We start from the raw sequence: 13,635 nt of genomic DNA, 5'->3' as shown, positions 1-13,635 counted from the left end.
TAGAAGTCAAATTCACTTTAGATTACAAGCTAAAGGGTTTAGTCCAAGACAGGTAGTAACATATATTAATATGGTAAGTTTTGCTTTTAGTGCAATATCTATTATTTTATTATTAATTAGAAATTAAGTAATTACAAAGAGTTTTGTAATAACTATACATATAAACAGAATTCTTAATTTTAGGTGGAGTTAAAGCTCCATATGAAGGTTAGGAATTGGTTATCTAGGGGCGTGGACCTTGTGTTAGATACCTCCTAAGATGAGGGAGTGTTAAAGCGGCTAGTCATCACATAGAAAAGACTGTACTTATGATTTTATTCAATAAGTACAGTCTTTTTTTATTAGTTCTTACTTAAACTTGTTTATTCGTAATATGTATAAACAAGTTTAATATAAACATTGATTTAAAATATAGTCTATTAATTAAGTAAATCAGCTTTACGTTGCCAAGAACCCCTAACATAATAAATATGAGTTATTACAAGTCCTACAGCCCATCCAAATACAATTCCATACCAAAGTCCTACTGTTCCAAACATATTAGAAAAGACATAGGCAGCAGGTATTCTTACAAGCCATAATGAAATCATAGAGCTTATAAGGGCAAACATAGAATCACCAGCTCCTTTTATTACGCTAGATTGCATATATGAGCTACATACTGCTATAAAGAATGGTCCTATAGTTCTTAAATATTCAGATCCTATTTTTACGACTTCTTCATCAGTATTAAATAGTCTAACTAACTCTTCTGAGAAAAATAAAAATAAAAAGGCTACTGATATAGATAAAACTGTAGACATAATTAGTGATGCATGAAGACCTTTTTTTATTCTTTCAGCTTTTTTAGCTCCAATATTTTGTGCTACAAAGGTAGAAAGAGCAGCTCCTAAATTAATAATTGGAAGAGATATAAAGGATTCAATTTTAGCTCCAGCACCAAAGGCTGCCATAGCAGAAGTTCCATATCCATTAACTAAGGATTGAAGAGTTACAGTTCCTACTGAAAACAACATTTGTTGAATACCACTTGGAACTCCAAGTCTTAGGCCTCTGATAAATATATTTTTACTAAAGCTTAGGTTTTTTATATCAAACTTAAGTACATTATGTTTTTTATTAAGATAAATAATACTAAATATAAAGGATACACCTTGAGCTATAATAGTTGCTAGTGCCACTCCATTTATACCCATATCAAAGTAGATAATAAATACTATATCTAAAATAATATTTAAAACAGTTGATATTATTAAAAATATTAAAGGGTTTTTAGAATCACCAAGACCTCTTAAAATAGCACTTATTGAATTATATCCTGCAGAAAAAATAGTTCCTGCAAATATAATATTTAAATATCCCTTAGATAAATTAAAAATATTATCTGGTGTATTCATTAGCTTAAGTATAGGAGTAGTTAAGGCTATTCCTAAAAATGTTATTACTATTGAAGCTATAAATACAAAAATATATGTAGTATCAATTGTTGATTTTACCTTGTCCATTTTCTTAGATCCAAAATATTGAGATACAAGAATTGAAAATCCTAAGGTTATTCCCATAAGAAGTGATGTTAATAAAAACATTATAGGATTAGCCCCAGATACAGCTGCCATGGCTTCAACACCAACAAATCTACCAACAATTATACTATCAGCTGTATTATATAATTGTTGAAATAAGCTTCCTATAAGCATTGGCATAGCAAAGAAAAATATGCCTTTTGCTTCATTACCTTTTGTTAAATCATTCATATTAAATTTTCCCCCTTTTAAACACTTATACATTTTACCAAATTAAATCCATATTGTGTGAAAATAATTAAAATATTGACAATTTTATTTTGAAATGATATGATTGTTGGAAATATATTGAAAGACTTGGGGGCGATAGTAATGTACAACGGAAAATTAGTTAAGCTTAGGGCTTATAAGGAAGAAGATATTGCTTTAGCAGTAAAATTTGTAAATGATGAAGAAACGAAGAAGTTATTAGACTCAGGAGCTATTTTTCCTATGACAATATGGCAAGAGGAAGAATGGGTAAAGGGAAGAAAGGGAACATCAGATTTAACTTATGATTTTGCAATGGAAGATTTAAAAACAGGAAAATATATTGGCGGATGTAGCATAAATGAATCAAATATAAAAAATAGACATTGTACTATAGGTATAATGATTGGTGATAAAGATTACTGGGGAAAAGGCTATGGAACAGATGCACTTAAAACATTAATTAAGTTTATATTTGAAGAATTAAACTTTGACAAGGTAAAGCTTGGGGCTTTTAGTTTTAATAAAAGAGCAATAGCCTGTTATAAAAAGGTAGGGTTTATTGAAGAAGGAGTTTTAAGAAAAGAAATATATAGAAATGGTAAATACTACGATAATATTTTAATGGGAATGTTAAAGGAAGAATATTTCGAAAATTTAAAATAAAAAGTGTTTACAAAAGGTAATTTATAGTATATAATGTAAAAAAAGAAATATTTACTTATCAAGAGTGGTGGAGGGACTGGCCCTATGAAACCCGGCAACCTACAAAGTAAGGTTATAGTTATAGAACTAGCATTATTTAAGCTTTTCTATAATATATATAACAGTATTTTGTGTGGTGCTAATTCCTGAAAGATAAGGGTGATTTTATAGGCAATTTATTTATACCTAAAGGTTATCCTTTAGGTATTTTTTATTTTAAGGGGGGCTAATTATGAATATAAGAGAAATTTTTGATAATAAAAAGGTGGTATTTTCTTATGAAATATTTCCACCAAAACCAGAGTCGTCGATTGAGACAATATATAATACATTAGAGGAGCTTAAGGATTTAAGACCAGATTTTATAAGCGTTACCTATGGGGCAGGTGGTAGCTTAGCACAAAATAGAACAATAGAATTATCATCATTAGTAAAACACAAGTACAATATAGAAGCCTTAGCTCATTTAACTTGTATAAGTTCAAGTAAAAGTGAAATAAACGAAATATTAAAAGCTTTAAAAAGAGAGGGTATAGAAAACATTTTAGCACTAAGAGGTGATCTTCCTTTAGATAAAAAGATAAACGGTGAGTTTAGTTATGCTAAAGATTTAATAAGTCATATAGATGGACAAGGTGACTTTAATATAGTTGGAGCTTGTTATCCAGAAGGACATATAGATTGTAGAGATTTAGATAAGGATGTTCTTCACTTAAAGGAAAAAGAAGAAGCAGGAGCAACACACTTTATATCACAGCTATTCTTTGATAATGATTATTTTTATGATTTTTTAGATAAAAAGCAAAAGTATAATATAAAAACACCTATTCAAGCAGGGATAATGCCAGTAATAAATGCAAGACAAATAGAAAGAATAGTTTCTCTTTGTGGAGCTAAAATACCTAATAAGTTTTTAAAGATAATGGATAGATATGGTCATGACAAGGAAGCTTTAAGAGATGCAGGAATTGCCTATGCAGTAGAGCAAATGGTAGATTTAATTTCTTCAGGTGTAGATGGTATTCATTTATATACAATGAATAATCCTTATGTAGCACGAAAGATAAATAGCAGCATTTCTACAATCTTAGAATCGGTAAATAAAAAGCAAGAAATATTAAAGTAAGAGGAGATAATGTAATGAATAAAGTAGAAAGTTTTGAATTAGATCATAGAAGAGTAAGAGCACCATATGTTAGGAAATGTTGTCTTTTAGAAGGGCAAAGAGGAGATAAGGTAAGCAAATTTGATTTAAGATTTATTCAACCAAACAAAGATTCATTTGGTACTGCAGCAATGCATGGTCTTGAACATTTACTAGCACATGAATTAAGAAATAATTTAGAAGGTATAATAGATCTTTCACCTATGGGATGTAGAACAGGGTTTTATTTAACAGTTTGGGGAGATAGAGAAGCAGAGGAAATAAAAGAAGGGTTAGTAACAGCATTAAGAGGTGTTTTAGCAGCAACAGAAATCCCAGCAGCAAATGATATTCAATGTGGTAATTATAAGGACTTATCTTTATTTGGAGCAAAAGTATATGCAAAGGAAGCTCTAGAAAAAGGATTCTCATTAAATATTTATGGAGAATAACGTATATGAAAAATTATAATATAGATAAAAATGAAGTATTAAGATATTTAGGATATAAGGGGCAAGAAATAGATTCTCCAACAAATTCACTAATAGATGAATGTATAGAAGAAACTAAAAAAATAATTAATCCTAGATGGATTTATAAGATTCATGATATAGAATTAAGTGAAGATGGAGTTATAGTTAGTAATACAAACCTTTTATTAAAGGGAAATGATATAAAAAATCATTTATCAAAAAGCAAAAAAACTGCATTAATGGCAGTAACTTTAGGTATTGAAATTGAAAAAAAGATAAAGCTATATGAGAAGATAAGTCTTGCTAAGGCATTAGTAATGGATTCATGTGCTACAACTGTTGTTGAGGAAATATGCGATAATGTAGAAGAAGAAATAAGAATCATAGCTAAAAAAGAAGGTAAGGGATTAACTTTTAGATATAGCCCAGGCTATGGTGATTTACCAATAGAAACTCAAAAAGCTTTTATTAAGGCAATAAGAGCTGAAAGTGAAATAGGCCTTTCAGCTTCAGCACATAATATATTATTTCCTAGGAAATCAGTAACAGCTATAATAGGATTTATACCAGAAGATATAAAAGTAAAAAAGAGAAGTTGTGAAACATGCAGTAATTATGAAAGATGTAATTTTAGAAAGGAGGGTATTAGTTGTGCAAATTAGAGATTATATAAAGGATAATATTTTCCTTTTTGATGGAGCTATGGGAACTATGCTTCAAAAGAAGGGGTTAAAGCTAGGGGAACATCCAGAGCTTTTAAATATAAAGGAACCTAAGCTTATTGAAGAAGTTCATAGAGAATATATAAATTCAGGAGCTATGGTTATAACTACAAATACCTTTGGAGCAAATGAAAGAAAGCTAGAAGGAACAGGATATAGTGTAGAGGATGTAATAAAATCAGCTATGGATAGAGCTATTAATGCTAAAGGAGAAGGAGAAACTTTAATAGCATTAGATGTAGGATCTATTGGAGAACTTTTAGAGCCTATGGGAACGCTATCATTTGATGAAGCTTATGAAATATTTAAAAGACAAATGGTTTATGGTGAAAAGCAAGGTGCTAATATAATCTTAATAGAAACTATGACAGATTTATATGAAACAAAGGCTGCACTTTTAGCAGCAAAGGAAAATACTGAGCTACCTGTATTTTGTACCATGAGCTTTGAGCAAAATGAAAGAACATTTACTGGGTGTACTCCAGAAAGTATGGCAATTACATTAGAAGGTCTTGGAGCAGATGCAATAGGTGTAAACTGTTCCCTTGGACCTGTTGAAATATTACCAATAATAAAAAGAATAATTGAGTGGACTAATGTTCCTGTAATGGTTCAGCCAAATGCAGGGCTACCATCATTATCTTTAGGAGATGCAGTTTATGATATTTCTAAAAAGGATTTTAAAGATGGAATATTAAAGTTTATAGAAGAGGGTGTAACTATAGTTGGGGGATGCTGTGGAACTACACCTGAATATATCCACGAAATAAAAGAAAGTATTTCAGGAATAAAGGCAAAAAAAAGAGGGGCTAAAAACAAATTTGCCTTATGTTCACAATCAAAGGTAGTAGAAGTAAATGGTGTAAAAATCATTGGAGAAAGAATAAATCCAACAGGAAAGAAGCTATTTAAAGAAGCTTTAAAAAATGGTGATATAGATTATATTTTAAAGCAAGCTATTACTCAAGTAGATGCAGGGGCTGAAATATTAGATGTAAATGTGGGGTTACCAGAAATAAATGAAGCTGAAACTATGGCTAAGGTGGTAAAGGAAATTCAAGGGATATTAGATACACCTCTTCAAATAGATTCAACTAATGTAAAAGCTATAGAAATGGGATTAAGATATTATAATGGGAAGCCTATAGTTAACTCAGTAAATGGTGAAGATAGAATATTAGATAAGATACTTCCATTAGTAAAAAAATATGGGGCAGCAGTAGTAGGTTTAACCTTAGATGAAAATGGAATACCTTTAAAGGCAGAAGATAGATTTAAGGTAGCAGAAAAAATATTAAATAAGGCATTAAGCTATGGAATTAAAAAAGAAGATGTATTTATAGATACCTTAGTTTTAACAGCTTCAGCACAACAAGAGGAAGTAGTTGAAACATTAAAGGCTTTAAAGTTAATAAAGGATAACTTAGGGCTTAAAACAGTTTTAGGAGTTTCTAATATTTCCTTTGGACTACCAAATAGGGGGATAATAAATGAAACCTTCTTATCGTTAGCATTATCTCATGGATTAGATTTACCAATATTAAATCCAAATTCAGAAGGAATGATAAATGTTATTAATTCCTTTAATGTTTTATATAACTTTGATAAGGGATCAGTAAAATATATAAAAACCTATGGTGGAGAAAAAAAGCCTTTAGAAAATAAAAATGCTATTAAAGAAAATGAAAGCTATGATTTAAAATACATAGTAATAAAGGGCTTAAAGGATGAAGCAGAAAAAGCTACTAGGGAGCTTTTAAAGGAAAATGAAGAATTAGAAATAGTAAATGGATATTTAATTCCTGCATTAGATTTAGTAGGAGATAAATTTGAAAAGGGAGAGCTTTTCCTTCCGCAATTAATTCAATCAGCAGAAACTGTTAAAGCATCATTTGGTGTTTTAAAAGAAAGTTTACTCTCAAAAAATACAAAAAGTATATCAAAGGGGAAAATTCTTCTTGCAACTGTAAAGGGAGACATCCATGATATAGGTAAAAATATAGTTAAGGTAATCCTCGAAAACTATGGTTATGAAATAATTGACTTAGGAAAGGATGTACCTATAGAAGAAGTTGTAAGAGTTACAAAGGAACAAAATATAACTTTAGTTGGATTAAGTGCTTTAATGACAACTACTTTAAAAAGTATGGAAGAAACTATAAAAGCATTAAAAGACAATAATATAGAAGCAACTACCTTTGTAGGAGGAGCAGTTTTAACTGACGAATATGCAAGTATGATAGGTGCAGATTTTTATGCAAGAGATGCAAGGGAAGCTGTAGAAATTGCAAAAAAACATTTTAGCTAAATAAAATTTCTAGTATATATATTTAATTAATAATGTTTGTAAGAGGATATTAGAAAATGTATTATGGGAAGTCTAATTGATAGGCTTCCTTTCTCTTTTATAGAAAAATAGTATATAATTAGTAATTAAATAGTATTTTATAGTATGTCAAAAACTTTTGACATAGGAAAATAGCCATTTATCAAATACTTTTGATAGTTTAAATTTTTTAGAGGTTATAGAATTAAGATGCAGGAGGACATTATATGGATATAGGAAAACAAGTAAAAAAATACAGGATACAAATGGGATTATCTCAAGAAGAATTATCAGACAAGATATTTGTATCTCGTCAAACAATATCAAATTGGGAAAATAATAAAAATTATCCTGATGTTAAAAGTTTATTATTGTTAAGCTCTCTTTTTAATGTCTCTCTTGACATATTAATTAAAGGAGACCTTGAAGAAATGAAAGAAAAAATTAAGGCAGCAGACATCAGCAATGAAGAGGTGGGGAGATTTAAACAAGATAGTAATATATTTGCTATATTACTATTGCTAGTAATTGTACTACCTATTCCACTTATGAAATTTATGGGCAAAATTGGTGGGGTGATATATGGTTTAATTGCTATTGTTGGAATATATTATGCAATTAAAGTTGAAAAATATAAAAAGAGTTTTAATATCCAAACTTATAGAGAAATACTAGCTTTTACAGAGGGTAAAGAAATGAATGATATTGAAAAAAACCAGGAATATGGAAAACGACCATATCAAAAGTTTTTACTTGCAATTGGTGCAGGCTTACTTTCAATAATAGTAGGAGTTATTATGATTCTGATATTATAGTACGAATTATGAGTATTTATATAAGAAGATGTAGTAATGCAAAATATTAAAAATGTAAAAGAAAATATATGGAGCTTTTATCAAAAGGAATAAATAATATAGTGAAAATGGCAATAGTGTTTAATGGAAAAATAGTTCATATAAAAGTTAAGTGAAGAATTTAATTAAGTACCGCATTATTCAGAAATGAATTTTGTGGTACTTTTATTTAGTTAAAAATTAATTATTAAAGTAACTTTAAAGAATATAAATAAAACTAATTAATATTATATCAATAGGGAAGTTTTTATCATTTATAATATGTAAAATCCTTAAATAGATAAAAATTTTATTTATAAAATAAAGGTGGTTGAGAGTTTGTGTAATAAATTTAATGAATTAGAAAAATTTATTGAAGAAAAGAATTGTGAAGAAAGCTCCCTAATAGCCATATTGCATCATGCACAAGGTTTATATGGATATTTGGGAATAGAAACTCAAGAATTTATTGCTAAAAAGCTAAATATACCTGTTTCAAAGGTATATGGAGTAATAACTTTTTATTCTTACTTTACTACAAAGCCAAAGGGAAAGTATGTAATAAGTATATGTACAGGAACAGCTTGTTTTGTTAGAGGAGCTGGAGACATATTAGAAGAATTTAAAAAGGTATTAAATATAAAAGAAGGCGAAACTACTAAAGATGGATTATTTACATTAGATACTTTAAGATGTGTTGGTTCATGTGCAATAGCCCCTGCAGTATTAATTAATGATAAAACTTACGGATATTTTACTAAGGAAAATGTAACAGAAGTTGTAAATGAGCTTAGGGAGGTGGGTTAAAATGAATAGAATAGAAAGTTATGATGATTTAGTTAAATTAAATGATAAGTATAAAAATATTTTAGATATAAGAAATAATCATTCTATAATTACTGATAAATCTAAAATAGAGGAAAGACATATTTTAGTTTGTGGAGGCCCAGGATGTAAGGCATCAAAATCTGATAGCATTTCTAAATTGTTAAAAGAAGAAATTGCAAAGTATGGTTTAGAGGAAAAAGTAAAGGTTGTAATGACAGGTTGCTTTGGATTTTGTTCTCAAGGGCCAGTTTTAGAAATACTTCCTGATAGGACTTTTTATGTAAAGGTTAAGGAAGAGGATATATCTGAAATAGTAAAAGAACATATAGTCAATAATAAAGCTGTTCAAAGATTATTATATGAACATCCTGAAACTAAGGAAAGAATAGAAATTAAAGAAGAAATACCTTTTTATAAAAAGCAAGTTAAAATAGCCCTTAAAAATTGTGGAGTTATTGATCCAGAAGATATAGAAGATGTTTTAGGTGTAGGTTCTTACCTAGCTCTTGGAAAGGTTTTAACTAAGATGACTCCAGAAGAAGTAGTAAAAGAAGTTACTGATTCAGGTTTAAGAGGAAGAGGGGGCGGAGGATTTCCAGCAGGTAGAAAGTGGGAAGCAACTAGAAGAGTCGAAAACAGAGTGAAATATGTTATTTGTAATGCAGATGAGGGAGACCCAGGTGCATTTATGGATAGAGCAATACTAGAGGGAGATCCACACTGTGTTTTAGAAGCAATGGCTATTTGTGGATATGCTATTGGTTCTAACAATGGATATATATATATTAGAGCTGAATATCCTTTAGCAGTTCATAGATTAAAAATAGCAATAGAAGAAGCTAAAAATCTAGGGTTACTTGGAAAGAATATATTAGGGACAGGCTTTGATTTTGATATAGAAATTAAGTATGGAGCAGGTGCGTTTGTTTGCGGAGAAGCAACAGCGTTAATTCACTCTATAGAAGGGTTAAGAGGGGAGCCAACTATTAAGCCACCACGTACAGCTGAAAAGGGATTATGGAGTAAGCCTACTTGTGTAAATAATGTAGAAACCTTTGCAAATGTAGCTTCAATAATAAATAAGGGCCCTAGCTGGTTTAAAGGAATTGGAGCAGAAAAATCTACAGGAACTAAGGTGTTTGCCTTAGCGGGAAAAATAAATAATGTAGGATTAGTAGAAGTACCTATGGGAATTTCCTTAAGAGAGGTTGTTTATGAAATAGGTGGAGGAATTCAAGATAATAAAAAGCTAAAATCTATTCAAACAGGAGGTCCATCAGGAGGATGTGTTCCAATAGAATACTTAGATTTACCTATAGAATACGATACTCTAACTAGTATAGGGTCTATGATGGGTTCCGGTGGAATGATTGTTATGGATGAAGGAAATTGTATGGTTGACATAGCTAAGTTCTATTTAGAATTTATAGTAGATGAATCATGTGGTAAATGTACTCCTTGTAGAATAGGAAATAAAAGAGTTTTAGAAATGTTAACTAAAATAACAGAGGGAAATGGAACTGAAGAAGACTTAGAAAAAATTAAAGAGCTTTGTGAAACTATTAAAGATACATCTCTTTGTGGACTAGGTGAATCAGCTCCTAACCCAGTATTAAGTACAATGAAGTTTTTTATGGATGAATATGAGGAGCATGTTAAAGAAAAGAAATGCCCTGCAGGAGTATGTAAAAAGCTTTTATCCTATGAAATTACAGAAAAATGCATAGGATGTACAAAATGTTCTAGAGCTTGCCCAGCTGGATGTATTGAAGGGAAGGTAAAAGAAAAGCATATAATAGATAAAGAAAAATGTATTAAATGTGGAGCATGCTTTACTAGTTGTCCTGTAAAGGCAATTGTATTGAAATAGATTGGAGGTGAAGATTATATGATTAATTTATTAGTAAATGGAAAAGAAGTTAGTGTAGAAAATGGAAGTACTATATTAGAAGCGGCAAAAAAGCTTAAAATAAATATTCCAACACTTTGTCATATGTATATGGTAGATGGTAAAACTAGGAATTGCAAGGGAACTTGCAGAGTATGTGTAGTAGAGGTTGAAGGAAAGGAAGGTCTAGAACCAGCTTGCGCAACCTTAGCAAGAGAAGGCATGAAGGTGAAAACTCACACTAAGAGAGTAATAAATGCTAGAAAAACAGTTCTTCAATTATTACTTTCAGATCATCCAAAGGATTGTTTGAAATGTGAGAAAAACTTAAATTGTGAGCTTCAAAGCTTAGCAAGTATGTTTGGAATAGATGGATTAAGGTATCCAGGTGAAATGTCTGATCAATCATTAGATATATCAGAGGGTATTGTAAGAGACAAAAGTAAGTGTATTTTATGTAGAAGATGTGTAACTGCTTGTAATGAGGTGCAAAAGGTTCATTCATTAACTACAATAGGAAGAGGCTTTGATACTAGTATTTGTACTTTCTTTTCTAAGCCTTTAAATAAAACAGAATGTACTTATTGTGGGCAATGTGTAGCAGTATGTCCAACAGGCGCATTAAGAGAAGTTCATGATTATCACAAGCTGTGGGGAATATTAGATGATAATAAGAAGACAGTAGTAGTTCAAATTGCTCCAGCAGTTAGATCAGCACTATCAGAGGAATTTGGATTGGAGGCAGGAACTATTACAACAGGTAAAATAGTTTCTGCATTAAAGCATTTAGCCTTTGATAAAGTATTTGATACAAATTTTGCAGCTGATTTAACAATAATGGAAGAGGCAGCAGAGTTTGTAGAGAGATTTACTTCAGGTAATAACTTACCTTTAATAACTAGTTGTTGCCCAGCATGGGTAACCTTTGTAGAAGAAAAGTATCCTCAAAATATAAATTTATTATCAAGCTGTAAATCTCCACAGCAAATGTTTGGGGCTATTGCTAAAAGCTATTTAGTAGAAAAGCTAGGTATAAAGAAAGAAGAGCTAGTAGTTGTATCTGTTATGCCATGTATAGCTAAAAAGGTTGAAGCAAAAAGACCTGAAATGATAACTGATGGAATTACAGATGTTGATGTAGTTATAACTACTCGTGAATTAGCTAAGATTATAAAAGAAAGTGGAATAGATATAATGAATTTAGAAGATGAAGAATTTGATAATCCATTAGGAGAAGCAAGCGGTGCAGGAGCCATATTTGGAACTAGTGGTGGAGTTATGGAGGCAGCACTTAGAACTGCTTATGAATGGGTATCAGGAGATAAGCTTGAAAGTGTAGATTTTAATTTTGCAAGAGGTTTAAACGGAGTAAAGGAAGCTGTTGTAAACATAAAGGATAAGGAAGTGAAAATTGCAGTAGTAAGCTCCCTTGGTGAAGCTAAAAATTTAATGGATGAAATTAATGCTGGTAGATGTAATTATGACTTTATAGAAGTTATGGCATGTCCAGGTGGGTGTATAGATGGTGGGGGACAACCTTTTATTAAATCTAATAGAGATATTCTTCAAAAAAGAATGGATTGTATATATGAAGAAGATAAAAATAAGGAAAAGAGAAAGTCTCACGAAAATCCTATGATTACGAAAGTTTATGAAGAGTATTTAGAAAACACTAATAGTCATTTAGCTCATAAATTACTTCATAGAAATTATAAAATCAATAAAATATAGAAAAATATAGAAAAAAAGCATTAATTTTATATAAATTAATGCTTTTTATTATCAGTTTTTTAATTAATATTAAAATTAGAAACTAACTTAATTAAAAAAATTAAAAAAGTATGGAAAATAGTAGAGAATCATAGTATAATAGGTAAGAAAAAGAAAATATTTTCATTATTGATATATCTAAGTATCGATGTGATTTTAAAAGAGGTAAAAATGATAGAAACTATTATTATTGCTTTCATAGTTTGTAAGATTAAAGGATATAAGATAAAACCTTTATTTAAGACGTGGCATGTATATCCTATTGTCATAGTCATAGCATTAAATGGTTTTGTACAAGCTAATATATTTGCTGAAAACTATGAATACATAAAATATTCAAGTATATTAAAAAATTTATATTTATGTTCTTATTTACCATTAATATTTAAGTATGAATTATATATAGGAGCAATAGTAGGATCTGTATTCGTAACATTAGGTGGTATTTTAAACAATATAGCTATTGGGGCTAATAATGGAAAAATGCCTGTATTTCCAAATTTATCTTATATTACAGGATATGTAAGACCTGATTCATTTAGTAAGGTAAATGACATACATTCCTTAGGAAATGCAGATACGCAGTTGAAATTTTTGACAGATATTTTTGATTTAGGATATAGCATATTAAGTGTTGGAGATATTTTTATTAGAGTATTTGTATTTTTAATTTTATTTCAAAGTGTAAAAAGTATAAACAAGACTGTTTAATCTTTTAAGATAAATCAGTCATAAAGTAAGGAGAAATGAGGATGTTACAATTAACATTTTTAGAGTTATTTATAAGAACTATACCAGAAAGCTTTTTATTTGTTTTTGCAGTTTATGCATTTTCAAATGTTAAAGTAGATAAGAAAAAATATATATTAGCAAGTACAACTTTAGCATTAACTGTATTTGTAATAAGAGAACTACCAATAAGCTATGGAGTTCACACACTATTAAATATAATGGCTTTAATTATAATTGCTACAACAATAAATAAAATAGATATAATAAAATCCATTAAATCTGGAATAATTACAGCAGTTTTACTATTTGTATGTGAAGGGGTAAATATATTTTTACTTCAATGTATTTTCCAAGAAGAAATGATGATTAGAATTTTTGAAAACCCTGCGTTAAAAACTATTTATGGAGTACCTTCATTATTTGTTTTTGCAGGAACAGTTTT

At 29.6% G+C, this 13,635-nt stretch carries 12 protein-coding genes, 1 pseudogene and 1 riboswitch; of the genes and pseudogenes, 12 read left to right on the top strand and 1 reads right to left on the bottom strand.

The window, feature by feature from the left end; genetic code table 11:
* Positions 1-127, top strand: a pseudogene (locus ACRDBA_RS13635) (undecaprenyl/decaprenyl-phosphate alpha-N-acetylglucosaminyl 1-phosphate transferase); the annotation flags it as partial.
* Positions 128-419: 292 nt separating this feature from the next.
* On the opposite strand, the gene ACRDBA_RS13630 reads toward ACRDBA_RS13635, so the two are convergent.
* Complete coding sequence (locus tag ACRDBA_RS13630) at positions 420-1,754, bottom strand: MATE family efflux transporter (RefSeq protein ID WP_438573474.1); 1,335 nt, start codon at positions 1,752-1,754, stop codon at positions 420-422.
* Positions 1,755-1,895: 141 nt separating this feature from the next.
* Between ACRDBA_RS13630 and ACRDBA_RS13625 the strand changes: the two genes are divergently transcribed.
* The 11 genes from ACRDBA_RS13625 to ACRDBA_RS13575 all read left to right on the top strand — a co-directional run.
* Complete coding sequence (locus ACRDBA_RS13625) at positions 1,896-2,438, top strand: GNAT family N-acetyltransferase (protein ID WP_438573473.1); 543 nt, start codon at positions 1,896-1,898, stop codon at positions 2,436-2,438.
* A gap of 52 nt (positions 2,439-2,490) precedes the next feature.
* A riboswitch (SAM riboswitch) is annotated at positions 2,491-2,637 on the top strand.
* A gap of 72 nt (positions 2,638-2,709) precedes the next feature.
* Complete coding sequence (gene metF, locus ACRDBA_RS13620) at positions 2,710-3,603, top strand: methylenetetrahydrofolate reductase [NAD(P)H] (RefSeq protein ID WP_438573472.1); 894 nt, start codon at positions 2,710-2,712, stop codon at positions 3,601-3,603.
* Between the two features lie 14 nt (positions 3,604-3,617).
* A complete protein-coding gene (locus ACRDBA_RS13615) occupies positions 3,618-4,073 on the top strand; it encodes an S-ribosylhomocysteine lyase (protein WP_438573471.1) in 456 nt (151 codons plus the stop codon).
* Positions 4,074-4,078: 5 nt separating this feature from the next.
* Positions 4,079-4,756 carry a methionine synthase gene (locus tag ACRDBA_RS13610; RefSeq protein ID WP_438573470.1) on the top strand — a complete coding sequence of 226 codons (678 nt, stop codon included), beginning with the start codon at positions 4,079-4,081 and terminating at the stop codon, positions 4,754-4,756.
* On the top strand, positions 4,746-7,124 hold the full coding sequence (locus ACRDBA_RS13605) for a homocysteine S-methyltransferase family protein (RefSeq protein WP_438573469.1): 2,379 nt from the start codon (positions 4,746-4,748) through the stop codon (positions 7,122-7,124). Before ACRDBA_RS13610 ends, ACRDBA_RS13605 begins: the two co-directional genes overlap by 11 nt.
* A gap of 245 nt (positions 7,125-7,369) precedes the next feature.
* Positions 7,370-7,957, top strand: coding sequence for a helix-turn-helix domain-containing protein (locus tag ACRDBA_RS13600; protein WP_438573468.1), 588 nt, complete (start codon positions 7,370-7,372; stop codon positions 7,955-7,957).
* Positions 7,958-8,314: 357 nt separating this feature from the next.
* Entirely contained in the window at positions 8,315-8,782 is a 468-nt protein-coding gene (locus ACRDBA_RS13595; protein ID WP_438573467.1) for an NADH-quinone oxidoreductase subunit NuoE family protein, read from the top strand.
* Between the two features lies 1 nt (position 8,783).
* Entirely contained in the window at positions 8,784-10,673 is a 1,890-nt protein-coding gene (locus ACRDBA_RS13590) for an NADH-ubiquinone oxidoreductase-F iron-sulfur binding region domain-containing protein (RefSeq protein ID WP_438573466.1), read from the top strand.
* Positions 10,674-10,691: 18 nt separating this feature from the next.
* Positions 10,692-12,422 carry an NADH-dependent [FeFe] hydrogenase, group A6 gene (locus ACRDBA_RS13585; RefSeq protein ID WP_438573465.1) on the top strand — a complete coding sequence of 577 codons (1,731 nt, stop codon included), beginning with the start codon at positions 10,692-10,694 and terminating at the stop codon, positions 12,420-12,422.
* A 210-nt stretch (positions 12,423-12,632) separates the two neighbouring features.
* On the top strand, positions 12,633-13,172 hold the full coding sequence (locus ACRDBA_RS13580) for a DUF5317 family protein (protein WP_438573464.1): 540 nt from the start codon (positions 12,633-12,635) through the stop codon (positions 13,170-13,172).
* A 41-nt stretch (positions 13,173-13,213) separates the two neighbouring features.
* Positions 13,214-13,635, top strand: a 422-nt coding sequence (locus tag ACRDBA_RS13575; protein WP_438573463.1) for a hypothetical protein, incomplete at its 3' end; no start/stop codon positions are given.

This window comes from Clostridium sp., from assembly GCF_051654825.1.
GTDB lineage: Bacteria > Bacillota > Clostridia > Clostridiales > Clostridiaceae > Clostridium.
This window is presented reverse-complemented; position numbering and strand designations above follow the sequence as displayed.